Annotated in this window: 21 protein-coding genes; 13 read left to right on the forward strand and 8 right to left on the reverse strand. The window is 38.8% G+C overall.

The window, feature by feature from the left end:
* Positions 1 to 29: 29 nt before the first annotated feature.
* The 9 genes from ACSQ6I_RS22275 to ACSQ6I_RS22315 all read left to right on the forward strand — a co-directional run bounded on the left by ACSQ6I_RS22275 (position 30) and on the right by ACSQ6I_RS22315 (position 11253).
* On the forward strand, positions 30 to 485 hold the full coding sequence (locus ACSQ6I_RS22275; protein WP_438892442.1) for a DUF29 domain-containing protein: 456 nt from the start codon (positions 30 to 32) through the stop codon (positions 483 to 485).
* Positions 482 to 1837: a four-carbon acid sugar kinase family protein gene (locus tag ACSQ6I_RS22280; protein WP_438892443.1), complete on the forward strand. Its 1356-nt coding sequence runs from the start codon at positions 482 to 484 to the stop codon at positions 1835 to 1837. Before ACSQ6I_RS22275 ends, ACSQ6I_RS22280 begins: the two co-directional genes overlap by 4 nt.
* Positions 1838 to 1909: 72 nt before the next feature.
* Positions 1910 to 2968, forward strand: coding sequence for a septum site-determining protein MinC (gene minC / locus ACSQ6I_RS22285; protein ID WP_438892444.1), 1059 nt, complete (start codon positions 1910 to 1912; stop codon positions 2966 to 2968).
* 46 nt (positions 2969 to 3014) lie between these two features.
* Entirely contained in the window at positions 3015 to 3821 is an 807-nt protein-coding gene (minD, locus tag ACSQ6I_RS22290; protein ID WP_015213165.1) for a septum site-determining protein MinD, read from the forward strand.
* Between the two features lie 35 nt (positions 3822 to 3856).
* The gene (minE, locus tag ACSQ6I_RS22295; RefSeq protein ID WP_438892492.1) at positions 3857 to 4159 is read left to right on the forward strand and encodes a cell division topological specificity factor MinE; all 303 of its coding nucleotides are present in this window, start codon (positions 3857 to 3859) and stop codon (positions 4157 to 4159) included.
* A gap of 173 nt (positions 4160 to 4332) precedes the next feature.
* Entirely contained in the window at positions 4333 to 6765 is a 2433-nt protein-coding gene (locus tag ACSQ6I_RS22300) for a GH116 family glycosyl hydrolase (protein ID WP_438892445.1), read from the forward strand.
* Positions 6766 to 8418: 1653 nt separating this feature from the next.
* Positions 8419 to 9009 (forward strand): hypothetical protein, encoded by a 591-nt coding sequence (locus ACSQ6I_RS22305; protein WP_438892446.1) that lies wholly within the window; start codon positions 8419 to 8421, stop codon positions 9007 to 9009.
* Positions 9010 to 9288: 279 nt separating this feature from the next.
* Positions 9289 to 9672 (forward strand): HetP family heterocyst commitment protein, encoded by a 384-nt coding sequence (locus ACSQ6I_RS22310; protein ID WP_015213169.1) that lies wholly within the window; start codon positions 9289 to 9291, stop codon positions 9670 to 9672.
* Positions 9673 to 10050: 378 nt separating this feature from the next.
* Entirely contained in the window at positions 10051 to 11253 is a 1203-nt protein-coding gene (locus ACSQ6I_RS22315; RefSeq protein WP_438892447.1) for an alpha/beta hydrolase, read from the forward strand.
* A 93-nt stretch (positions 11254 to 11346) separates the two neighbouring features.
* On the opposite strand, the gene ACSQ6I_RS22320 is transcribed toward ACSQ6I_RS22315, so the two are convergent.
* Complete coding sequence (locus ACSQ6I_RS22320; protein WP_438892448.1) at positions 11347 to 12228, reverse strand: 2OG-Fe(II) oxygenase; 882 nt, start codon at positions 12226 to 12228, stop codon at positions 11347 to 11349.
* A gap of 369 nt (positions 12229 to 12597) precedes the next feature.
* On the opposite strand from ACSQ6I_RS22320, the gene ACSQ6I_RS22325 reads away from it, so the two are divergent.
* The 4 genes from ACSQ6I_RS22325 (at position 12598) to ACSQ6I_RS22340 (ending at position 16831) form a co-directional block, all read left to right on the forward strand.
* Entirely contained in the window at positions 12598 to 13002 is a 405-nt protein-coding gene (locus ACSQ6I_RS22325; protein ID WP_438892449.1) for a hypothetical protein, read from the forward strand.
* A gap of 109 nt (positions 13003 to 13111) precedes the next feature.
* Positions 13112 to 14092, forward strand: a complete 981-nt coding sequence (locus tag ACSQ6I_RS22330; RefSeq protein ID WP_438892450.1) for an aldo/keto reductase — start codon at positions 13112 to 13114, stop codon at positions 14090 to 14092.
* Positions 14093 to 14223: 131 nt separating this feature from the next.
* Positions 14224 to 15450: a DUF4336 domain-containing protein gene (locus tag ACSQ6I_RS22335; protein ID WP_438892451.1), complete on the forward strand. Its 1227-nt coding sequence runs from the start codon at positions 14224 to 14226 to the stop codon at positions 15448 to 15450.
* 139 nt (positions 15451 to 15589) lie between these two features.
* Entirely contained in the window at positions 15590 to 16831 is a 1242-nt protein-coding gene (locus ACSQ6I_RS22340; protein ID WP_438892452.1) for a hypothetical protein, read from the forward strand.
* Positions 16832 to 16842: 11 nt separating this feature from the next.
* Here ACSQ6I_RS22340 and ACSQ6I_RS22345 read toward each other — a convergent pair whose 3' ends face one another.
* The 7 genes from ACSQ6I_RS22345 to psbA form a co-directional block, all read right to left on the reverse strand.
* The gene (locus ACSQ6I_RS22345; protein ID WP_438892453.1) at positions 16843 to 17220 is read right to left on the reverse strand and encodes a hypothetical protein; all 378 of its coding nucleotides are present in this window, start codon (positions 17218 to 17220) and stop codon (positions 16843 to 16845) included.
* Positions 17192 to 17779 carry a Panacea domain-containing protein gene (locus ACSQ6I_RS22350; protein ID WP_438892454.1) on the reverse strand — a complete coding sequence of 196 codons (588 nt, stop codon included), beginning with the start codon at positions 17777 to 17779 and terminating at the stop codon, positions 17192 to 17194. The genes ACSQ6I_RS22345 and ACSQ6I_RS22350 overlap by 29 nt, the downstream gene beginning before the upstream one ends.
* Positions 17780 to 17892: 113 nt before the next feature.
* Positions 17893 to 19203, reverse strand: coding sequence for a YcjF family protein (locus ACSQ6I_RS22355; protein WP_438892455.1), 1311 nt, complete (start codon positions 19201 to 19203; stop codon positions 17893 to 17895).
* Positions 19204 to 19503: 300 nt separating this feature from the next.
* Complete coding sequence (locus ACSQ6I_RS22360; protein WP_438892456.1) at positions 19504 to 20895, reverse strand: malic enzyme-like NAD(P)-binding protein; 1392 nt, start codon at positions 20893 to 20895, stop codon at positions 19504 to 19506.
* Positions 20896 to 21114: 219 nt separating this feature from the next.
* A complete protein-coding gene (locus ACSQ6I_RS22365) occupies positions 21115 to 21885 on the reverse strand; it encodes a LemA family protein (protein ID WP_438892457.1) in 771 nt (256 codons plus the stop codon).
* 90 nt (positions 21886 to 21975) lie between these two features.
* On the reverse strand, positions 21976 to 23046 hold the full coding sequence (locus tag ACSQ6I_RS22370) for a TPM domain-containing protein (protein WP_438892458.1): 1071 nt from the start codon (positions 23044 to 23046) through the stop codon (positions 21976 to 21978).
* 295 nt (positions 23047 to 23341) lie between these two features.
* Positions 23342 to 24424 (reverse strand): photosystem II q(b) protein, encoded by a 1083-nt coding sequence (gene psbA / locus ACSQ6I_RS22375; RefSeq protein ID WP_438892459.1) that lies wholly within the window; start codon positions 24422 to 24424, stop codon positions 23342 to 23344.
* Between the last annotated feature and the right edge of the window lie 130 nt (positions 24425 to 24554).

Raw genomic sequence — 24554 nt, forward strand, 5'->3', positions numbered from 1 at the left:
ATCTGTCTATTCAATCAGGAGAGTCCTAAATGCTATCTAAATTATTGAGTCAAACTCTTTATGAACAGGATTATCCCCAGTGGTTAGAAACCACTTTACAAAAGTTACAAGAACGGGATTTAGAAAATCTTGATTGGGAGAATTTGATTGAGGAGATTGCCACATTAGGGAATGAACAAAAACACAAACTAGAAAGTTATCTCCTGCAACTTCTCAAATATCTGCTGTTGTATCAGCATTGGAGTCTTCCAGACTGTAAAAATCATTGGGAAGTAGAAATTGATAATTTTCGCGTAGAGATTAGGAAATTAACAAAATCAAAAAACCTCTACAATTATATGTTAACAGTAGTGGATGAAGTTTATACTGATGCAGTACGACAAGCAAATAAAAAAAGTGGTTTAAATTGTTTTCCTCAAATTTGCCCTTACACAGTTGAGCAGATTTTAGATGTAGAATATTTGCCACCATTCACATATTTATGAATAACAAACCCAAAATAATCGTTTTAGATGATGATCCTACTGGTTCTCAAACCGTTCACAGTTGCTTATTATTGATGCGCTGGGATGTGGAAACCTTACGTTTGGGACTAAAAGATGATGCTCCCATTTTCTTTATTTTAACCAATACTCGTTCCCTGACCCCAGAATCAGCCGCAGTCGTCACCAGAGAAGTTTGTCAAAATCTCAAACTCGCATTAGCCGCAGAACAAATAGACGATTTTCTCGTAGTTAGTCGTTCTGACTCCACCTTACGCGGGCATTATCCCATAGAAACCGATGTCATTGCCGAAGAACTCGGACCCTTTGACGCTCATTTTCTTGTCCCGGCATTTTTTGTTGGTGAAGCCTCACAAAGTGAAGGGGGACGCATTACCCGCGACAGCATCCATTATCTAATTATTGATGGTGTTCCTACCCCAGTCCATGAAACAGAATTTGCTCGTGATTCCGTCTTTGGTTACAATCACAGCTATCTTCCTAAATACGTAGAAGAAAAAACGAAAGGGCGCATCAAAGAAGATACTGTCACTAGATTTTTACTTGCAGATATCCGTGCTGGTAGTTTAGAACGTTTACTACAACTCCATGATAATCAGTGCGGTGTGGTAGATGGTGAAACTCAAACCGATCTCAACACCTTTGCTGTAGATATATTAACAGCCGCAAGTAGAGGAAAACGCTTTCTATTCCGTTCCGCTGCCAGCATTTTAACAGCTTTAGCAGCCTTGCCCCCCCAACCCATTGCTGCCGAAAATATGGCAGAATATGTGCGTGGTGGTAAACCCGGTGCCGTAATAGTTGGTTCCCACGTCAAAAAAACAACTCAGCAATTAGCATCACTATTGCAAGTTGAGGGAACCGTGGGAATCGAAGTTGGGGTTGGACGGTTACTTGATGATGGAGTGAATGAATCAGCTAAACTGCTAACTGAGATTCTCGAAAGTGTCCAAGCAGTACATAACGCCGGTAAAACGCCTGTCGTTTATACTAGTCGTCAGGAATTGACTTTTAAAGATGTCAAAACCAGATTAGATTTTGGGGCAACAGTTTCCTCATTACTTATGGATATTGTCAAGGGTTTACCATCTGATATAGGATTCTTAATCAGCAAAGGTGGTATTACCTCAAACGATGTCTTGAGTACTGGACTGGATTTAACTTCAGCCAGATTACTTGGTCAAATTTTAGCCGGTTGTTCAATGGTGTTAACTCCATCTGACCATCCCCAATTTCCTAACTTGCCAGTTGTGCTATTTCCCGGTAATGTCGGTAATGCTGATGCTTTGGCTACCAGTTATCAAAGATTGACTGCAAAAGGAATTGGAAATTAATAAAGATGGGAACGTGGAGAGATGGGGAGAATCAATAATCAAATCTGACAAATCACCAATTACCAATTACCAATGAATTCTGATTCTACTAACTCCCCAGAAAATTTGGAAACGGAGTCAAATTCTGCACACCCTGATGTGGAATTAATCTCTCAACTAGCTGAACTAGAGGAAAAAACTGCCAAAACTGCCGATATAGAGGCAGATACTGCTGTTGATGATGGAGATAGTAATTCTATTATCCCCAATGGGGAGTTAAATTCTGTTCTTAACTATTTACAAGCTAATTCTACTGCTACAAATGTAGAGTCAAGTGCTGCTACAGATATAGAAATTAATTTTGACTTGGCTGATTTGAATAACAATGAGCTAGGATTACCAGAACAGAAGCTCAATCATATCCAAGTTCAGTTAAAAACTGAGGAGGGAAGACTGTTATTAATTTTGCCAACTGAATCTCAAGTAACTGCTTCAGAAATTAGTTGGTCAGAGATTTGGCAACAAATGAGACAGCGGCTCAATGCTGGGGATCGCTTGCGGACTCCTAATACCACAGTACATCTGTTAGCAAAAGACCGCTTATTAGATACTAGGCAACTGCAAGAACTGGCGGAAACTTTAAATGAAGTCAAACTTCAGCTAAAATCTGTAGCTACTAGTCGGAGGCAAACAGCGATCGCAGCTTGTACTTTAGGTTATTCTGTAGAACAAATACAGCTACAACCTTCCTTTAGTGCCGATCTCCAAGCTACCTCCAAACCTCAAGCAGATGCTCTCTATCTAGAAATGACAGTCCGTTCTGGTGGAGAAATTCGTCATCCTGGAACAGTCATCATTTTGGGAGATATCAATCCTGGTGGTATTGTAGTCGCAGATGGAGATATTCTGGTTTGGGGTCGTCTGAGAGGTGTTGCTCATGCTGGTGCGGGGGGTAATCGTGATTGTCTAATCATGGCTTTGCAAATGGAACCAACCCAATTGCGGATTGCAGATGCTGTAGCTAGAGCGCCGGAAAAATCTCCGTCGCAATTTTTCGCGGAAGTGGCACATATCACACCCGAAGGAATTCGCATCGCTAAAGCTACTGATTTTTCTCGCAGTCAGTTAAGTAAAATTAATCAGAGTCTCTAAATATTTAGTATTATTTGCTGAACCCTATTCGAGCGCAATCGCTATTATGACTCGCATTATTGTAATTACCTCCGGTAAAGGAGGAGTGGGCAAAACCACAGTTTCCGCAAATCTAGGCATGGCTTTAGCCAAAATAGGCCGCCAAGTTGCCTTGGTTGATGCGGATTTTGGTTTGAGAAATTTAGATTTGCTATTAGGACTAGAAAACCGGATTGTCTATACGGCAGTAGAAGTTCTGGCTAGAGAGTGTCGGCTAGAACAGGCTTTGGTTAAAGATAAGCGACAACCAAATCTTGTACTTTTGCCAGCTGCCCAAAATCGCACTAAAGATTCAGTCACTCCTGAACAGATGAAGCTGCTAGTAAATGCACTGGCGCAAAAATACCAGTATGTGGTGATTGATAGTCCCGCAGGTATTGAAATGGGATTTAAAAATGCGATCGCACCAGCCAAAGAAGCTCTCATTGTCACCACTCCTGAAATTTCCGCCGTTCGTGATGCTGACCGAGTAGTGGGGTTATTAGAAGCACAAGGAGTGAAGAAGATTCATTTAATAATTAACCGCATCAGACCCGCAATGGTACGAGCAAATGATATGATGTCTGTGCAAGATGTTCAGGAACTTCTCGCCATCCCTTTAATCGGGGTAATCCCTGACGACGAGCGTGTCATTGTCTCTACTAACCGTGGTGAACCTTTAGTATTATCAGACACCCCCTCTTTAGCAGCCGTAGCCTTTGAAAACATTGCTCGTAGGTTAGAAGGGCAAACTGTCGAATTCCTTGAGCTTGACTCATCCAACGACAACATCTTTTCGCGTTTGCGGAAGTTGTTGTGGACAAAGATCGTTTAACTCATTTTCCAGTCTTCGCCTTAGACCTAGCCGCAATGATTCTTGAACTTTTAGAAAAACTTTTTGTTCGCACACCCGATACCAGTCGCACTCAAGTTAAACGTCGCTTACAACTAGTGATAGCCCACGACCGCGCTGACTTAGATCCCCAAACCTTGGAAAAAATGCGCCAAGAAATTTTGGAAATAGTCTGTCGCTATGTGGAAATTGAGACAGATGGTTTGGAATTTTCCCTAGAAAGCAATCAGCGCACTACAGCCTTGATTGCCAATCTACCTATCCGCAGAGTCAAAGATAGTAACACTGAGTTAGAAGACAGTGATACATCACCAAAATAGTACTGAGTATTGAGTACCGAGTACCGAGTATTGAGTATTGAGTATTGAGTATTGAGTAGTAAGTAAAGATGTAAAAAATAACTTGTGTACAGGGTGGGGGTTTCTAACAACTTGATCAAAATCACACATTGCGCTACTCTTCCTTAGCGTCAACCAGTGATATCTGAACATAAATGACAACCCCCACCACCCTGCAAATACCATCCTGTACTTGGAACCGTCCCATTGGTTTAGGCTGGGACAAACCCTATACCGTTCGTTACGCTAGTAATATTGATGACGGACCTTGGCACGGAATGCCCCTTGGTGGTTTTGGTGCAGGTTGTATTGGTCGTTCATCACGGGGAGATTTTAACTTGTGGCACATTGACGGTGGTGAACATATCTTCAACACCTTCCCCGCTTGTCAATTTAGTGTATTTGAATCAACGGGTACAAGTAGTAAAGCTTACGCTTTATCTACCCAACCCCCAGAAGATGGAACGTTAAAAACGTGGCAATGGTATCCAGCATCTAGCACTACAGAGGAAACCGGGAAATATCATGCTTTATACCCTCGTAGTTGGTTTGTTTATGAAAATGTATTCCAAACTCAGCTAACTTGTGAGCAATTTTCCCCTATTTGGGCAAATAATTATCAAGAAACTAGTTACCCTATAGCAGTATTTATTTGGAAAGCACACAACCCTACAAATGCACCTATTACTCTTAGCATTATGCTGACTTGGGAAAATATGGTGGGTTGGTTTACTAATGCTTTGAAATCGCCAGAAGTGCAGATACGGGATGATGGTAGTCCGGTTTATGAATATCAGCCACGTTTGGGTGCAAGTCAAGGTAATTACAACCAGATAGCAGAAAATACAGAACACTTCAGTTGTTTTTTAGGTCGGGTAGCTAGTGGTGAACCTGTCCAGGAAGGTGATGGTAGCTGGTGTATTGCTACGCCAAAACATCCCCGTGTGGAAATATTTTATCATACCCGTTGGCATTCAGTAGGGACAGGTGCGGATATATGGCAAAGCTTTACAACAGATGGATCTTTGGCTAATGATCAAGATGCAACTCCCGCAGACGAAAATACACGTTTAGGCGCAGCAATTGCTGTCCGTTTTACTCTCCAACCAGGAGAAACTCTGGAGATTCCTTTTACTTTGGCTTGGGATTTTCCAGTTACAGAATTTTCGGCAGGAATTAACTATTACCGCAGATATACAGACTTTTTTGGACGCAATGGGGAGAATGCGGGGAAAATTGCGACTACTGGATTACAAGAATATCAAAATTGGCGATCGCACATCCTAACTTGGCAAAATCCCATTCTCGGACGAGAAGATTTGCCAGAATGGTTCAAAATGGCGTTATTTAACGAACTTTACGACCTTACCAGTGGCGGAACTCTCTGGAGTGCAGCTTCAGAAATCGATCCTATCGGTCAGTTTGCAGTATTAGAATGTTTAGATTATCGCTGGTATGAAAGTTTAGATGTCAGGTTGTATGGTTCTTTTGCTTTACTGATGTTATTCCCGGAATTGGAAAAATCAGTGATTCGCGCCTTTGCACGGGCAATACCTCACAGTGATGACCATCTACGGGTAATTGGCTATTACTACACAATCGGGGCAGACACGACAACAGCAGTCCGCAAAGTAGCCGGCGCAACTCCACATGATTTAGGCGCACCCAATGAACACGTTTGGGAAAAAACCAATTACACCTGCTATCAAGATTGTAATTTATGGAAGGATTTAGGTAGCGATTTTGTCTTGCAAGTATACCGAGATTTTATCTTTACAGGTGGGCAGGATGTGGAGTTTTTGGCAGATTGTTGGGATGCAATTGTGCAGACTCTCGATTATCTGAAAACCTTTGATTTAGATGGTGATGGTATACCCGAAAATTCGGGCGCACCTGACCAAACCTTTGATGATTGGCGGTTACAGGGTGTGAGTGCTTATTGTGGTGGGTTGTGGTTGGCGGCTTTGGAAAGTGCGATCGCAATTAGTGATATTTTAACAAACCGCAGTAGTTCGACTTCGCTCACTATAAAAGGCGCAGAAAACACAGAGAAATTGCAATCGCAAAAATCAATTTATCAATCTTGGTTACAGCAATCACTACCTATTTATCAAGAAAAGCTTTGGAATGGGCAATATTACCGCTTGGATAGTGAAAGTGGTTCTAATGTAGTTATGGCAGATCAGTTGTGTGGGCAATTCTACGCCAGACTACTGGGTTTACCGGATATTGTCCCCAGCCATAACGCCCTCTCAGCTTTGCAAACAGTTTATGATGCTTGTTTTGTAAAGTTTTGTAATGGTCAATTTGGTGCTGCTAACGGCGTTCGTCCTGATGGTTCACCAGAAAATCCTCAAGCTACCCATCCCCTAGAAGTATGGACAGGTATCAATTTTGGACTAGCAGCTTTTCTCCTACAGATGGGCATGAAAAATGAAGCAATGCGCTTAACCCAGGCTGTAGTGCAGCAAATTTATGACAATGGATTGCAATTCCGTACTCCAGAAGCAATTACATCGGCTGGTACTTTTCGTGCCAGTACTTATCTCCGGGCAATGGCTATTTGGGCAATTTACTTAAATTTTTAACACGAGTGCGGCGACTCTTCCCCATTACCGAATAACTGTAACTTTATTTTCCGGTTATTTCCGGAATCCATAGAAAAACTAAGTAATGGATAAGAGTCGAAAGATTTCATGCTCAGTAACCCTGTTTGAAACTATACGCTTATTACGGTTTTAGGTCAGAAAGATCATGAATATCCGCTATCCCCTCAACAAAAGCTATGATTATAAAATTTTTGTACAAAAAAATCGAATTTAAGGTGTAAAATAATACTCTTAATCCGACATATTAGTTTCTCACCTTCTATGACAACGTCATCTAAAGGAAATTTAGAAAAATGAAAAATTAGCAGCCGCAGCGATTGTCTTAATTAATTGTGTCAGGTTCACAGGTAGTAGCACTCTTAACCCACAGACAGGCAGTTCATTATATCAGGACTTATATTATAACCCTTTGATTGCTAATTGGCAATCAATTGTTGTTTAAAAATCAAAATTGACATATTAGCATCACAGACCCAAGCTCGCATTTATCAACTTTGTTCTCTAAAATCAAAGTATCAATTTTTAACTAATCATAATTAAGCGATTAAATTCGCCTTTATTAAAAATAAAATAGCAACTGTAATCTCACTGAATTTAGTTAATTTTATTCCCAAAAATTATAAATTTTATCAAAACAATAATTCCAGAAGTATTTATTTGCGCTTAACTTCAAATTAGCGTTTTAATTAGATTATTGCATACAACTTTAATGAGCTAACTCTGTTGTTAACGCATCCGCTTATAAGTGTTTTCTCATATACTTTGAGTGTGACAATTATCCTTTATATATCATATCATAAAATAGTATCATAAACAACTTAATAACAGAATCAGTTGACTTGTTACCTTGTAATATGTTACTCCTATTTCACCAGACTCTATTGAATACAGGTGTGGCTGTAACTATTTTCAGATAAGACTTCAAAGAAAAACATATAACAATATATAATGACTAAACTATTACGGCTAATCTTTATAAAAAAAGCAAATTTCATTTTTACAGAAGCCGTCAAAAGTCTTTACTGGTAAGGTTTTCAAAAAACAGTTAATCCTAATAATTGCTAAAAAAGTAACCACAATTAAAGTTTTTAAGTACATAAAATGAGGGGTGACACCCCTCATTTTTTTGACAAATCTGGGACAAAAGTGAAAGTTGCACAACGCATAAATGAACATTCGGAGATATTCAGTAAATTTAACTTATAAGCCTGCCAAATTGGCAGATGACATTAGCGACAAAAAATAGTATAAATACGAATGTAGGTCTTGAGATTCCCATATGAATTATCTTCTCAGTGCAATTAAAAATTATGAGGCTTTACTGAAAAGACTTCCTAATTTTCAGCGGTAAGTTATACAATAATAGCCAAGGGTCATCTATTGAATTAAAGGTTGTGAAATTTTTAGAGGACACAACTGCATCTACTCAGCCCGCTAAATTACAGAAAGAAGGTAAAAATTTACCTTTCATTCACTAATCAGCAAAAGCCACAGTCGAGACGTAACTAATGGCAGTTGTCTTCATCAACAACCAAAGCCACTAAGCTACAAAACTGCACAACAGGGTCAATACATCAACGCAGTACACAGACTTGATTAAAAACAGTCAGGTTTTCAATCACAGGTCAGGTCATGAAACAAATCATCAGGTCAAATGCAGTCGAAACACCAAGCCAACGAAGTATTTTAGAGATCAAAATCTCTGATTTGCATTCTCGTCAGGCATCCATTGAAGAAAGTCCCGTACTTTCACCAACGGTAACTTTATCAGTCCTAACTAAAAGTAGTGACATAGCAATTAAAAATACAGACAACAGGTCAACATCCTTTCAAACAGAAGTTATCTCAGTCCTTCTGTATTTAGTTTGGTGGAGTAAGCTAGATTTTTTGCCCACAGTTGTGGTTTGGGTGTGTACAGGAAAGATTTTACAAGTCAGTCACACCCAGGTAAAGCAAATCACATCTGGGATATCTCAGACTTCTTCAAAGACTCAAACTCTTGGAGTGATTATAGCTAGAGCAGAACCAGCACCCCCAAGGGCATTAGCTTTGAAAGTTTATTTATTGAAGTTGCTCCCAAACGTACAGAAAAAAACCCAGTTAGTCGCCAAAATTGCTCAACCTAAAACTTGGCTCAATAGCATCTATACGCAGCGAAAACAACAGAGCCATTTTAGGAATAGCTTTTTCCACTGGGAGTTACGGGAACCGCTGTTAAGTTGAGAAATTTCTGGTTGTGCCTGTTGGAAAGTTTATCTATTTTTTCAACATTCGCTACTAATCAATTACGAATATATTCCTGTAATTAATTCAACATCTGTCTCAAGACTAGTAAGCAACCAAACCATGACTGCTGGGTGCAAGTACGCACAGGAAGAATATCAATTATCTTGCTGTTGTGAACCCATCAATGTTGGTGTGGTGGACTAGTATTGCAGTTTGTCAATAGCACTTGAAGAACCTGGACTAGTTTACTTTATTCAAATAAAACTAACACTCACTATGAATCAAGACATTTCTGGCAGTAGTAACAACTTAGATAAGAAAATTAATCCTGAACAGTTTGATCAAGTATTAGAAGCAATTCTGGCTGGTAAGTATTCATGGGCTTGTGTTTTAATGCTACGGTTTGTTGGTTATAATCCTTTGCATTACATTCCTTACCGCACTTATAATCGGCTACTCAAAGAAAACTCCCGCATGAGTAGATCAAACTCTCAAAACAATGAAAATCTAAAAATTGCCAAATCAGCTACAGAGAAAAGGTCTGATGGTCATTTAGCACCTAGCTGTTTGAGCAAAATGAAAGATTTAGCTTATCTGGAAGTAGCTGGTAAGCAAAAAGCCGAAATGCGTGGTAGTCTCAGGGAAAAGAAATCGGCATAGGTGTCTACGATGTCAGTTAGGTTGAGTAGAAGTATTTTGGGGAGACACTGCGTGTTCGCAAAACTTCCTATTCAGGCATGACTCAAAACCATTATCGCTCAACCTAACCTACAGTTTTTTCAGAGTAAAAATTCAAAGCCTATCCCTTTCTAGGGTTACGATCTACACACAAGCGCCAAAAACCACCACGACTGACGTCACGCTATGCTATTCAGAATCAATAGTAAGGATTTGATAGCGAACGTCCTCTAAAGACAATTGAGAGAATATTTCAGTTCGTTTTAATGGACTTGAGTGAGCTATTAGACTGGGAATTCAGTCCCCGTGCTTCAGGTAGCTCGCTGAAAATGGTGCAAGATGTTAAGTGTGTCAATTTCTATGTCTTCTAAAAATCGAATAGTTTTATCATGGCTGGTATTATTACTGAGTTTTTCTAGTCTATTTCTCAGTGCTTGGATTATTATTCCTGCTCCGAATATGTTTTTACTTAATCTAGGAGTGGGAGCGCCAGAAGTTAGTCCGTGGTTGTTGATGTTAAATTTATTTTCTGCTTTGCTTTCTTTTTTATGCATTCATCATCGTCAAATACAGCGTATAGCCTCTATTTTTAGCTTGATAGGGTTGTTATTTTGTTCCTTGGTGCTAGTGAATATAACCACGACTCAAATGCAGATGAAACAAGCGATACAACAAGGACTTGGTGCAGATTATCTAGCCAAAATTCCCGTTGAAATTAGCTCTAAAATGCAAACTAGTCCTTTTAGTTTAGTTAATACTTTCCGGGGTATCTCTTTAGGTAAAACTATTCATAAAACAGGGATTATTTTTGCTAATCCGGCAGGAGTGCCGTTAGAAATGGAAGTTTATCAACCCTTAAAAGTGGGTAAACACCCCGTGCTGGTAGTAATTTATGGTGGAGCTTGGCAAAGGGGTAATCCTCGTGCCAATTCTGAATTTAATCAATATCTTGCCAGTCGTGGATATACGATATTTGCTATTGACTATCGACACGCTCCAAAATATCAATTTCCAGATCAGTTAGAAGATGTAAATACGGCTCTTAATTTTATTCGTAAACACGCTGCTGAATATGAAGCAGATTCAGAACGTATGGTATTATTAGGACGTTCTGCAGGAGCGCATTTGGCAATGTTGGCAGCTTATCAACCAGATGCACCACCTATCCGGGCTGTGGTAAATTATTATGGGCCTGTTAATTTAACTGAAGGATACAAATCGCCGCCACAACCAGATCCTATTGATACCCGTTCTGTTTTAAGAACATTTATTGGTGGTTCTTTGGAAGAATTTCCCAAACAGTATGAAATTGCTTCACCGATAAATTACGTGACTCGTTCTTTACCACCAACTTTATTAATTTATGGCAGTCGAGATCATTTAGTAGAAGCTCGATTTGGTAGGCAAATGTATGAACGTTTACATGACTTCGGTAACACTGCGGTTTTTCTAGAAATTCCTTGGGCTGAACACGCTTTTGATGCCGTTTTTAATGGTGTTAGTAATCAATTAGCGTTATATTACACGGAAAGGTTTTTAGCTTGGGCGTTTTTCAGCCAATAATTTAATCATCGAATTTTATAAATTTTAAAATATTGTTAATAACAATATCTAAAAAAGGTATATTAGGCTCTTGTCTAGATAAAAAATAATTTTTTATCTAAAAATACATTTTTTTTGTGGTTCTGAAAGATTTTCTGCTAGTAAAAGTAAATCTTTATAGGGTAAGGATGATGCACCATAAAATGAATGCTCTTTTAGTCGTGGAGTGTAATCAAAAAAGATGCTAAATCTATCTCCATTTACAGGCATCTTACCTCGATGAAACATACTACCAGTAGCAGCAAAAATTACCGTGCCAGCAGAACCAGAACATGATTGATAATTTGTAGTAGATGTAACCTCTTGCATAGCTTTATCAAGAATATAGCCAGATTTATATCTGAGTGATTGAACTATTTCTAAGGTTAAATACTGGGGAATATATTGAAAGGGACCTTTTTCTTCATCAATATCATTTAAATAAACTATGATTTTTAATACATTTCTGGCTTCTTTGTCTATATGCCATAGTCTTGAGCCTTTCTCTACTTGATTGGCAATATCTATACGAAAATATACACCATGATAGGCTACTGGTAAACCAAGAAAATTTTCGACAATATTTAATAACCGTTGTTCTAGTCCCCACAAAAATATCTCTGGATAATCCATAATTTGCTGAGAACTAGCATGAATAGCAAATTTATTATTATGATCAGAAGTATGTTTTTGTATTTTGGGCATAAGGTTTTGTGCAGCTTGAAAAAATTGATGAGTAGATGGAATTTTCAAGTCTGTTAATGAAGTAATGAAAACACCTTCCTGGTGGATTTTATCAACCAAATCTAGATCATTGTTTGAAAGAGTAGGTAAGTTGGGAATATGTTTGTTTACTTCTGTTTGATAAGCAAGTTCAGATCGATGTCGCACAAAGGGAATTGTATCAATCTTTTTTAAAATTTTATTTCTCGTCTTTTGTAAAATAAAACTATACATAATGTTTGTTATTACTTAAATTTAATTCAGTTTTAATTGGATGGGTTAAAAAGTTATTCTATTCCATTCCATTAAGTCTCCACCAGGATAACTCTTCATATTTATTTTAATAATCTTCCTATAGTTAGATTTTTCTGGTTTATCAGATTTTGTTTAGATATGAACCAAGTTTAATTGGAATTATAAGTAGTGATCAAAGCAGCAAAATACATATTGAGATTTATTCATGAAAAAAGAGGTTTAGGTATACAAATCAGAGTTTGATATATTAACAACTAGCTTCCAAATATTCTCAACTTTGATCTAGCGGCTAGAAAATTGAAAAAATATACCACTATACTAACGGTGGAGAGTAGTAATACAAAAAACATGGTGCGTTTTGTTTTGACGGGTCTTTTGGTGTTTTTAACAGCTTGTAGCAGTATTGCGTTGCTACCGACTTATGAATTAGTGCAAAAAGCGATCGCAATTCAGCTAGAACAAACCCAACAGCAGCTTAATCAAAAGCTCGATCTAGACTTCCAAAAATTCAATATTAAAGGACTATCAATTACTCAACAGCAACCGCTAACGATTGAAAATTTACCCGCTTACCGTGTGCGCGGAACTTATGACTTAACTGTTAAATTACCAAAACGACAACTCACTCAACCGCAAAAACCCTTTGAAGTTTACTTGCAAATTCAGCGAGAAGGTAAAACTTGGCGGTTGCTGCTACCGGAAAAAAATACTGAAAATCCCCAATTAGTTTGGCATAGTTACTTAATTCTCTAGCTAGTTTATTTGTACTATTATGCCTATAAAGCTGCTAAAGCATAATTAGCAACTTAGGTCAGTATGGCCTGATAATGAGTTTTTAGAGAACTTTGAAAACGTCTTTAGTATGCAAACTAACCAAACATTATCTCTTCCTAATATGGGTTGCGGGACTTGGGCATGGGGAAACCAACTCCTCTGGGGATACAATGAAAGTATGGATGACCAATTGCAACAGGTGTTTAACCTGTGTGTAAATAATGGTGTCACCCTATTTGATACTGGTGATTCCTACGGAACAGGAAGATTAAACGGACGTAGTGAATTGCTTTTAGGGCGTTTTGCAAGAGAATACGACGGGATAAATAAAAACAATATTTGCATTGCTACCAAACTGGCTGCGTACCCTTGGAGATGGACAAGAAAGTCGATTATATCTGCTTGTAATGCTTCTGCAAAACGTTTGGGTAAAAATGTCGATTTGGTGCAAATGCACTGGTCTACAGCTAATTATGCACCTTGGCAAGAAGTCGGTTTATTAGATGGTTTGGCAGATTTATATGAACAAGGCTTGGTGAAGGGTGTAGGATTATCTAATTACGGTACAAAACGACTTTTATGGGTGCATAAAAGATTTCAGGAAAGGGGAATACCCATTAAAACTTTGCAAGTACAATATTCATTATTATCTACCTATCCAGTGACGGAATTAGGTTTAAAATCAGTTTGTGATGATTTAGGAATTAAATTAATTGCTTATAGTCCTTTAGCTTTGGGTTTATTAACAGGTAAGTTTTCTGAAAATGGTAATTTTCCTAAAGGTGTGAGAGGAATATTATTTAGGCAGATATTACCAGGGATTCAAGGTATTTTAGGCACTTTGCAGTCAATAGCAAATAGTCGAAATAAAACCATGTCTCAGGTGGCAATTAATTGGTGTATTTGTAAAGGTACAATTCCCATTCCTGGTGCTAAAAATTTGGAACAAGCACAACAGAATCTTGGTACTTTGGGTTGGTTTTTGAATGATGGTGAAGTTGCAGAGTTAGATAATGCTGCTGCTAAGTCTGAGAAAAAGATGGTGCAGAATATTTTTCAGACAAAGTGAAATCCACAAGGAACTCTTTGAAAACTTTGATTTATGACAAAGTTAAATCATTAGACCAATAATTTGCTAAACTCCAAATTCAAGAGTGCAAATCACAATTTGAGCATCAGGTATTGGGGGAGGTTAGCAAAGTGACTCAAGGTGAAGGTACAATCAATGTAGAAAACGTCAACCCCCAGGACTATTTATGGAAGTTCTGGCCTGTTGTCCCCCTTTATCCTTACGGTAAACGTCGCACTATCCGCAGGATGGTGATAAAGGATACCATCTGGACTTTTGACCAAATGCAGGGGGTTTTCTATGTGGTTGTGCCAATTCGCATGACGGTGGTAAAGTTAGAAAATGGCGGTTTGCTGGTTTATGCACCTGTCGCTCCAACTAAAGAATGTATCCGATTAGTAAATGAGTTGGTAGCAGAACACGGTGATGTTAAGTATATTATTTTGCCGACTATATCAGGGATAGAACATAAAGTATTTGTCGGACCATTTGCGAGATGCTTTACTAATGCACAGGTTTTTGTTGCACCTGAACAATGGAGTTTTCCGCTAAATTTGCCTTTGAGTTGGTTGGGTTTACCTGCTAAACGCACTCAGATATTGCCGGAAGATAGCCAGGAAACGCCTTTTGCAGATGATTTTGATTATGCCATATTGGGAGCAATTGACTTAGGTCCTGGTAAGTTTGCAGAGGTGGCTTTTTTCCACAAGCGATCGCACACTCTCTTACTTACAGATACCATAGTTTCTGTACCAGCAGAACCACCTGCGATCGTACAACTTGACCCCTATCCGTTGCTATACCACGCAAAAGACAAAGCTTATGACATCGTAGCTGATACCCAAGCCAATCGCTGTAAAGGATGGCAACGTGTGACTTTATTTGCTTTGTACTTCCAACCCAGTGTGTTAGATGTACCTAAATTGAAAGATGTCTTCCGTGATGCCTCCAAAGCCCCAGAACGCACAAGAAAAGCATATTTTGGCTTTTTCCCCTTCCAATGGCGACAAGGCTGGGAAAGGTCTTATGAAGCGTTAAGGGGAGATGGACGGATATTTGTCGCCCCAGTTTTACAGAGTTTAATACTCAACCGCGCACCCCAGGAAACAATAAATTGGGCTGATAAAGTGGCAAAATGGGATTTTCAATGGATAATTCCCTGTCATTTTGATGCACCTATTAAAGCCGAACCACAGCAATTTAGAAAAGCGTTTTCTTTTTTGGAAAAATACCCCAGTGCGGGTTTAATTAATAGTAATAGTTATCCTTTACCGGAGGATGATTTTCAGATTTTACGAGATATTGATGAGGGGTTGAATAGGTTTGGTATTGTGCCACCTGCGAGGGAGAGGGTGTAGAAGAATAAATTTATAAGAATGATGAATATAAAGGATTGAAATTAATTATCAATTTTTTTAATAAAATCTGTGAAGTTGTAATTTTTAGCCATCAACTCATGATACACTCAGCTTTTATAACATTTATTTAACTCATATTATGATTAAAGATATTCCAAGTCCTGATGATTTATCTGCTAATTTCATAGCATCAGGTACTGATTTTCTCAATATTGCTTGGGAAACAATATTATATCTATTACAAGATTACGCAATCATAAAAGCTAATTCAGAAATAGAAAATGGTGAACAAGATAATGTAGAAGTTGACAATGAATACTGGAAAAAAGTACAACGTCATCTTTCGACATCTCTTGCACTGATTCAGCAAGGTAATGAATTTATTCTAAAAGGATATATAGCTAAAAAAAACCCTTGCTTAATACTCTCAAAAGATTGGCAAAGCCAATTGCAAAAAGATGAAAATGTAAGTTTTAGCGAAATTAAAACAATTGACGCAAGTGAGCTAATTAAAATATACAATGACTTCATAAATCCTCCATTAAAAATTGAATTTAAAATAGTATTTGAAAATCTTAGAGAGAAGCGAAATACCGTTATTCACTCTGTTCCAAAAAATTTAGATATAGAATATAAGGATTTGTTGCTTAATATATTGGAAATTAGCGATCACCTAATTGGGAAGCATTCATGGATTAAAACTCGAAAAACTTTTCTTGAAAATAACCCGAATGTAAAAATGATTGAAAGAGATAAGAATTTAATAAATGCTGGTATTACGAAACGTGTAACTTATGAAATTCAGTATATAATTAAACTATTAGAACCTAGATATGTAAAAAAGTATTTTGGTATTAGTGATAAGACACAATTTTGGTATATTTGCCCACATTGCTACAAAGCATTTGAACTATTCAGCAATTATGGTGAAGATTTTGAGGAAATTCCGAAATTGGCACAAATGAAACCTAAAGGAGCAAATACAACCACACTTTACTGTCTTGTATGTGATCAAACTAGTGAAGTTAGTCGTCGTGATTGTAATCGTCATGTTTGTAATGATGAACGGTGTCCTGGTAACGTAATTAGTGATTTAGGAATCTGTCTTACTTGTGGAAATTTAGAAAAAAATCCTCCCATGATTCCAGTTACTCTAAAAATGCCAAAAGACGTAGTAAAAAAATTGGAAAAACTTGCAGCCATGCTTGGTTTTTCTGTTTATCAATCGTTAATTTGTGCATACATTAAGCAAGAAATGAGAGCAGATTTAGAAAAGTTAGAAAATAATGGAGTTAATGCTTTAATTGCTAGTTTAAAACGACATGGTGTGAGTGATGATGTCATTCATGAAGCATTAAATGAGTTATTAATAAATAAGTAAGATAGCCGAAATTAATAATCTAATATTTCTCTAATAATGCTCTTTAAATCTGCATCGGCAGGGCGTTTTGTAAACTGTTCATGACTATAAATCCATACAGGCTTAATTATACAAATTTCTTCATTGACTAAATACATCAGTCTAATTTGTCCAGAAGCACCCTTAGCAAACCTCAATTCCAGTTTATGAAACGTCCATTTTTCAGGTAAATCAATCTTACCAGGTAAAGGTTCTTGGCGTGAATTTGGAGGATACTGATCAACAATTAAATCTTCTAATACCTCTACAACAAACTCAATAAAAGCATCCCCGTGAACTTTTCTCAGTTTTTTGAAAGAACGCTTGAAATTATCGGATTCTTCAATCGAGAAGGGAGTTAAGCCAGTCACGCACTTCTCCTTTCTTAATTCTAGTTGATGATTTTGAAGTACAAGCTTCTTTCAAAACTTCAGACATTACACTTTGATATGCAGGATGATCACGTTCTATTAAGTCTAATTTCTGATGACCTAATGCTTTCAAATCCTCCAGCAAAATCGGTTCCGTTGAGCTTGCTTGAGGTGGTAAACCCTTGCGAGCTTTTTTCCAAGGAAACTCCAAATGAGTCATATTACTAAGTCTATAGGCGTGATAACCTCCAAAATATTGCCAGACTTCTTCAAGAAGTTGTTTCTTATCATCTGGAATTTGTAACAATAATTCTTGACTAGGAATAGGTAATTGTTTAGCTTCAAATTCGCTATACAACTTATAAGCAGGAGGACACACAGGTCCATATCGCCATGCTTGAATTTCCTCTTCAAATAACGGTTCATCGTACATCGCCAAATGTAAGCTTTGTGAATAATACAAAAGCTTCTGAACTTTCATATTAGTCATCTCTGCTTCCATACTGTCTTCGTAGGCTCTCGCAATGAAGTAGCGAGCCGCATTGAGACAATCAATCATATTCAGACTCGCAAATTAAAAGAAACTATCTTTTTTAGCAAGTTACAAAAGGGTAACTCACACATACTATTATAATTTAAGTTGATATTATATAGTACATTTTTACTAAAAATCTAACTTTTCATTTCCTTAAACCGTTCTTTTGCGCCTTCAAAAGCCTCTTGCATGACTGCTTGAATCTTCTGAGGATCAGGTTTTTTCCCACCCATCAAATCACCAAAATACACACAAGCAGCTTCACCTAAAGACCATGTATAAGCACCTGCCCAAGATGCAGCAATTACGCTGCCGAAACCAGGGATAAATTTAATTAACTCCCGTGCTATGGCTTGGGCTAAAAAACCACCTGCGATCGCACTCACAATACCCCCAGCTTGAGATGGTGTCAACGTTTGCCCATATAATTTACCCAATAATCCCACCATTGAGACTTGCAAAGCCGTTAAAACAGGCATAGTTGCAAAAGGTAAAGGCACTGCTGCTAAAGTAGCTGCCATAATCGAAAAAGGTAAAATATACCGTCTTCCCGCATCTCGGTAGATATTACCAAGTTTTTCACCCGCTTGCTGATCTAATAACTGATAAATTGCTTTTGCTTCTGCTTCAGGGAGGAGTTCAGCTAAATTATCTCGCAGTGCTTCTAAGCCATAAAATACAGGATTATAGCTATCTTCTTCTAAAGTGAAATCAATTAAAACTGCACTATTATATAAACCTGTAAAATTTTCTTTTATCGCAGTAAAAGCTCGGTTAACTTCCGCAAAATTTGGGGGATAATCAGGATGATCATCTGTTTTTGGTGGATAAAGTTCATGTAAGCAAGTCACCACCAGCAAACAAGGAATATTTGGATATTGTTGACGCAACTTTTGAGTAATTTGTCGCAGGGTATCAGTTGCGAAATCATTAATTTTAACTGTGAGAATTAAAACTCTAGCCCCTGTAGTCTCTTTTTGTAAATCACCAATCAATTCTTGAATAATTGTTTCAGTATCTTGATTTACATCTCCTAATCCCACCGTATCTGTAAAAACTAGCAACGGTAAATCATTGGAAGGATATGCGTAGCGTTGGGTGTTTTGAGTATGGGGACGAAATCCTTGTCCGACAATTTCCGCAGAAACCCCCGTTAAACCCCGGACAATGGAACTTTTACCCGCTTGAGGTTTACCTAACAACAATGCTTCTGTAGTGGGCAATTCAGCGCGAATCGTCTCTAAAATCTCTGCAACTTGGGCATCACTGACACTAAACCATTTTCCTACGGTCTGCGTCACTTGGTCTACAGGTAGGAGTTGGGTTAATTTGGCTGTGGTTTTGTTCACAACACCGGAAATGCGGTTTTGCCAAGAGTCATTATCTGACTTGGGTGTTAGTTCATCAGTCGGTGTCTTCAATAAGTCTGCGTTGGGTTGCTCAGTCATTGGCGTAATTTCAACTTGCCACCATTTCTAGTATAACTTGCTGTGTTGGTGTGATGAAAAGGCAGAGGTAAAGCTGGACAAAAACTTACAAATTATAATTCAGCAGTGAGGAGTCAAAAAAGAGGAAAGGAGCAGAGAGGAAGGGGAAAACCCCATACATAAATGTAAGGGGGTGAAACAAGGACACATTTCAGATGATTGCTGGGCATCCTGCCCGCACCACAAGAAAGTTTAAGGTGTTTGAAACCCTGAAAAATCAGGGCTATTTCTTCCTCTATTTCCGCCCCGAAGGGCTAGTCATTAACTCTGAGCGATACCTTCTGCCCGTGCGGCTTGTTGTACGGCAGCAGCAACAGCGGTAGCAACACGTTGGTCAAAAACCGAAGGGATAATATGTTGTCGATTCAAGTCTGAAGGATTAACTAAAGATGCGATCGCACTGGCAGCTTCTAAACACATCATCGTAGTAATCGTACTAGCTCGACAATCTAAAGCCCCACGAAACACCCCAGGAAACGCCAGGACGTTATTGATTTGGTTGGGGTAGTCACTCCGACCTGTAGCCATGACTGCAACGTTGTCAGGCGCTAATTCTGGTTGAATTTCGGGAATCGGATTAGCCATTGCAAACACAATTGCATCTTTGCTCATTCCTTGTACCATTTCTGGTGTCAAAACTCCGGGTGCGCTGACACCGATAAAGACATCTGCACCTTGCACTGCATCGGCTAAAGTTCCTTGGGCTGTAACTGCAAATTCCAGTTTCTCTGGGGTTAAATCTGTACGAGTAGTTGATATAATGCCCTTAGAATCGCACATCCAGATGTGTTCTGCACCGGCTTTGCGAAGTAAACGAGCGATCGCTACCCCAGCAGCACCAGCACCGTTAATGACAATCCGAATGTCTGCAATTGATTTATTTACCAGTTTCAGAGAATTAAACAACGCTGCCAAGGTGACAATTGCTGTACCATGTTGGTCATCATGAAAAATCGGGATATTTAATTCTGCTCGCAGTCTTTTTTCAATTTCAAAACAGCGGGGTGCAGCAATATCTTCTAGATTCACACCACCAAAAACTGGGGCGATATTCTTCACTGCTTTGACAATCTCATCTGTATCTTGGGTATCTAGACAGATAGGAAAAGCATCCAACCCTGCAAATTCCTTAAATAGCATGGCTTTACCTTCCATTACTGGTAAAGCAGCAGCAGGCCCCAAATTCCCCAATCCTAAGACAGCACTACCATCGGTGACAATAGCAACGGTGTTTTGTTTGATAGTCAGATTGTACACTTCCTCTGGATTTTGGGCGATCGCAGTACAAATTCTACCGACTCCTGGAGTGTAAGCCATTGCTAGATCAGAAACACTCCTCAGAGGAATTCTACTAGTAATACTAATTTTGCCACCACGATGTAAATTAAAAGTGCGGTCATACACGCTAATCACTTTAATTTCTGGTACGTCTTTTACCGCTTGGACAATAGCTTCAGCGTGTTCGGTACTAGCTGCATCGACTGTAATATCGCGGGTTGAGTCTTGGCGACTTTGCTCTATTAAATCAATTTGTCCTAGATTACCACCACTGTGAGCGATCGCTTGAGTTACAGATGCTAACATCCCCACCCGATTGGGAATCTGCAAACGCATGGTGACACTGAAACTAGAATTAGGAGTTAGATTTGCCATAGTAATTTTAGATTTTAAATTTTAAATTTTATAGTGAATTGTTTAATAAAAATCTATTTCCCCAATTAAATATGACATTTAATGTGTATACTTAGGCATTTGCTGTAAAAAGCAATTCTCTATCGTATTAAAATACACATTCAGAAGTCGGATGCTCAGGATTTAAAGATTTTGTAGGTTTTGATTTGTTTTGATGTTTTTTGCCAAAATCAGGAATCATTACCCAGGAATTTTGGGAACATCAATATTTATAGCTTTTAAAAATTCTTTCTTCTCAAAGCCAAGAGTATTAGCCACTAAGAAGTTAGGAAAAGTTTGAATTTTTTGATTATAAGCTTGCACTGCTTGGTTATAACGCATTCTTTCTACAGCTAATCTATTTTCAGTCCCTGTAATTTCGTACTGAAGATTAGTAAATAATTGACTCGATCGCAATTGGGGATTAATGGTGGCATAATCACGGAAACGGTCAATGGCTTGATTGACTTGCACTGTTGCAGCAGCTTTGTCATCAGGAGTAGCCGCTTGCAAATAAGCTTCGTGCGATCGCACTAATAAAGAGACTAACTCTTTTTCCTGTTTAGCATAAGATAGGGTGACATTCACCAAATTGGGGATCAAATCAGCACGGCGCTGGAGTTGATTTTCGACTTGCGCCCAAGCTGCTTGTACTTTGGAGTTACTATTTTGAATAGAATTGTAAGTCCAGGCACTCCAGACACTTAATGCAGCTACCACACCAGTAGCAGCAATCAGAATTTTTTGACGCAGGTGGGTTAATTGCTGTTGTTGCTGTAACTGTTGTTTATGCTTTGCTTGAACATCCAGGATGGCTTGCTGAATAAACTCCGCAGGAATATCAACTTCCTTACCTGCGGCTACTAACTCCGAAGCTGAATAACCTTGATTTTGATGGGTATAGTAACGCGAGGCTAACTCTAACACTTCTGGAGCAATATCTTCAGGAACTCTTTTACCTTGATTGTTCATAAGATTTATTAGACTAGAAACGCTGTGTAAGACTTATTTAAACACGGGTTTAATCAGACGACGCGGATACAAGGCATTAGTGTAGGTACTTCACCAACTGTCACCAGCACCACCACCACCGCTACTACCACCTCCAAAGTCACCGCCTCCACTACTGCTACTACCGCTACTGTAACCGTAACTACTACTGCTACTACCGCTACTGCTACTATACTTAATAGCGACAACATGAAACTCATTACCAGTGTGTTGCTGAGAACAACTAGGACATCTCCAACCCTGAAATCCAACACTACCTAGTTCTTGTTCTGTTATTTCTTGTTCGCTCAGACATGATTGGACCGTATCATAGTCTACTTTGTCCATTGGCTGTTTGCAATCAGCACACAAAAAAATGTAATTCCCTGGCTTTTTACAACTGCGCCCTTGTGGTGCAATAAGTATTTTTCGAGGGCGATCTGAGATAGAGATAAATATATATGAGATAATCTTATCCAGTAGTTCTCCTAGTACTTGCATTACGATCACACATATACTTAAAGTAACGAATAATATAAATAGTTGAAGGTAGTATGTGACATCTGGGTTTGTTTGAATGCTTGGAAGTATTGCCTGATTGTCAGGTGATGCTTGATCAGCTTTGAGAACTACTATTAATGCTTTGCTACCTGCCAGCGTACCACCTGCAAAATCTTCTTTTTTGAAATGGGGGATGATTTCGGTTTTGATAATATTGCCGACTTTGGCATCTGGCAAAATTCCTTCTACGCCATAACCAGTTTCAATTTCTACGCGGCGATCGCCTACTGATATCAAAAATAATACACCATTATCTTGTCCTTTCTTCCCGATTCCCCAAGAATTAAACAATTCTGTAGCAAAGCTTTTTGGTGATGCAGCAGGACTCGTTGTTGGCACAGTTACTACTGCCATTTCTTTGCCTGTTTTTGTCTCCAATTCAGAAATCATCTGATTGATTTGGGCTTCTGTTTCATCGTTGAGGATGTCTGCCATATCAGTTATCCAGCCACCAGAATCTTTGCGAGGATTGGGAACTTCTTGTATGGTTATAGCCCAACCCGAAACAGGAAAAAGTAAAATAACAGGGAAAAAGACACTCGCCCAAAAAATACGTTTTGGTTTGAGTAGATCAAATTTCATGGCTTGCACCTCTAGCCCAAATACTTTGGGAATTTACTTTACTATCAGATTCTATTTTTCTGAGGACAAATTTGTAATCAAATAAAACACTGATTAATAGCTGACTACACAATTACAAAAACTCTTTCCAGATTTGATTTCTTTTTTTAAACAATTAAACAAACAATTAAACTATACATATAAGTAATCCTGTTCATCCTCAAATCCTGGAAATCCTGATTCAGACAATAAAAAATACCCCCCATTTCTGGAGGGTATCTTTTATTTAGCTAAGTTTATTAACTCAGTTGAGATATTAACCGTTGATTGCAGGAGCAGTTAAAGCAACAGGAGCAACATCACCAGCAGCCAAATCTAAGGGGAAGTTGTGAGCGTTACGCTCGTGCATTACTTCCATACCCAAGTTAGCGCGGTTGATTACGTCAGCCCATGTACCGATGACACGACCTTGAGAATCAATGATTGATTGGTTGAAGTTGAATCCGTTCAAGTTGAAAGCCATTGTGCTTACACCCAAAGCGGTAAACCAGATACCGATTACAGGCCAAGCAGCGAGGAAGAAGTGAAGTGAACGGCTGTTGTTGAAGGAAGCGTATTGGAAAATCAAGCGACCGAAGTAACCGTGTGCAGCAACGATGTTGTAGGTTTCTTCTTCTTGACCGAATTTGTAACCGTAGTTTTGAGATTCGGTTTCGGTTGTTTCACGAACCAAAGAAGATGTAACGAGTGAACCGTGCATTGCAGAGAACAAGGAACCACCGAAGACACCAGCTACTCCCAACATATGGAAGGGGTGCATCAAGATGTTGTGTTCAGCTTGGAACACGATCATGAAGTTGAATGTTCCGGAGATACCCAAAGGCATACCGTCGGAGAATGAACCTTGTCCTAGTGGGTAGATCAAGAATACTGCGGTAGCAGATGCCAAAGGCGCGGAGTAAGCTACGCAAATCCAAGGACGCATACCCAAGCGGTAAGACAATTCCCACTGACGACCTAAGTAGCAAGCGCAACCGATCAAGAAGTGGAAAATTACCAATTGGTAAGGACCGCCGTTGTACAACCACTCATCTAAGGAAGCTGCTTCCCAGATTGGGTAGAAGTGCAAACCGATCGCGTTAGAAGAAGGAACAACTGCACCGGAGATGATGTTGTTTCCGTAGATCAAGGAACCTGCAACTGGCTCACGGATACCGTCGATGTCAACGGGAGGCGCAGCGATGAATGCGATGATGAAGCAGGTGGTAGCAGCTAACAGGGTAGGAATCATCAATACGCCGAACCAACCGATGTAGATGCGGTTTTGGGTGCTGGTGATCCATTCGCAGAAGCGATCCCAGACGTTAGCGGTTGAACGCTGTTGAATGGTTGTGGTCATTTTATAAGTGCTTTATGTTTTTATGATGTTGATAGGTTTTTTTGCCTATCTGTATTCAACATTAAAACCTTAGTTGAGTTTTGTAAAGATAATTAAAATTAGTATTCGTTATATCAGTTATATGTTTTGC

Origin of the sequence: Anabaena sp. WFMT (assembly GCF_051781005.1) — a bacterium.
Classification (GTDB): Bacteria; Cyanobacteriota; Cyanobacteriia; order Cyanobacteriales; family Nostocaceae; genus Anabaena.

Coding starts and splice junctions, on each gene's coding strand:
- psbA (WP_438892459.1), bottom strand. CDS start 24,424: ATGACCACAACCATTCAACAGCGTTCAACCGCTAACGTCTGGGATCGC.
- ACSQ6I_RS22310 (WP_015213169.1), top strand. CDS start 9,289: ATGAATCAAGACATTTCTGGCAGTAGTAACAACTTAGATAAGAAAATT.
- ACSQ6I_RS22315 (WP_438892447.1), top strand. CDS start 10,051: ATGTCTTCTAAAAATCGAATAGTTTTATCATGGCTGGTATTATTACTG.
- ACSQ6I_RS22330 (WP_438892450.1), top strand. CDS start 13,112: ATGCAAACTAACCAAACATTATCTCTTCCTAATATGGGTTGCGGGACT.
- ACSQ6I_RS22355 (WP_438892455.1), bottom strand. CDS start 19,203: ATGACTGAGCAACCCAACGCAGACTTATTGAAGACACCGACTGATGAA.
- ACSQ6I_RS22370 (WP_438892458.1), bottom strand. CDS start 23,046: ATGAAATTTGATCTACTCAAACCAAAACGTATTTTTTGGGCGAGTGTC.
- ACSQ6I_RS22365 (WP_438892457.1), bottom strand. CDS start 21,885: ATGAACAATCAAGGTAAAAGAGTTCCTGAAGATATTGCTCCAGAAGTG.
- ACSQ6I_RS22300 (WP_438892445.1), top strand. CDS start 4,333: ATGACAACCCCCACCACCCTGCAAATACCATCCTGTACTTGGAACCGT.
- ACSQ6I_RS22320 (WP_438892448.1), bottom strand. CDS start 12,228: ATGTATAGTTTTATTTTACAAAAGACGAGAAATAAAATTTTAAAAAAG.
- ACSQ6I_RS22275 (WP_438892442.1), top strand. CDS start 30: ATGCTATCTAAATTATTGAGTCAAACTCTTTATGAACAGGATTATCCC.
- minD (WP_015213165.1), top strand. CDS start 3,015: ATGACTCGCATTATTGTAATTACCTCCGGTAAAGGAGGAGTGGGCAAA.
- ACSQ6I_RS22305 (WP_438892446.1), top strand. CDS start 8,419: ATGAAACAAATCATCAGGTCAAATGCAGTCGAAACACCAAGCCAACGA.
- ACSQ6I_RS22340 (WP_438892452.1), top strand. CDS start 15,590: ATGATTAAAGATATTCCAAGTCCTGATGATTTATCTGCTAATTTCATA.
- minE (WP_438892492.1), top strand. CDS start 3,857: ATGATTCTTGAACTTTTAGAAAAACTTTTTGTTCGCACACCCGATACC.
- ACSQ6I_RS22350 (WP_438892454.1), bottom strand. CDS start 17,779: ATGATTGATTGTCTCAATGCGGCTCGCTACTTCATTGCGAGAGCCTAC.
- minC (WP_438892444.1), top strand. CDS start 1,910: ATGAATTCTGATTCTACTAACTCCCCAGAAAATTTGGAAACGGAGTCA.
- ACSQ6I_RS22360 (WP_438892456.1), bottom strand. CDS start 20,895: ATGGCAAATCTAACTCCTAATTCTAGTTTCAGTGTCACCATGCGTTTG.
- ACSQ6I_RS22325 (WP_438892449.1), top strand. CDS start 12,598: ATGGTGCGTTTTGTTTTGACGGGTCTTTTGGTGTTTTTAACAGCTTGT.
- ACSQ6I_RS22280 (WP_438892443.1), top strand. CDS start 482: ATGAATAACAAACCCAAAATAATCGTTTTAGATGATGATCCTACTGGT.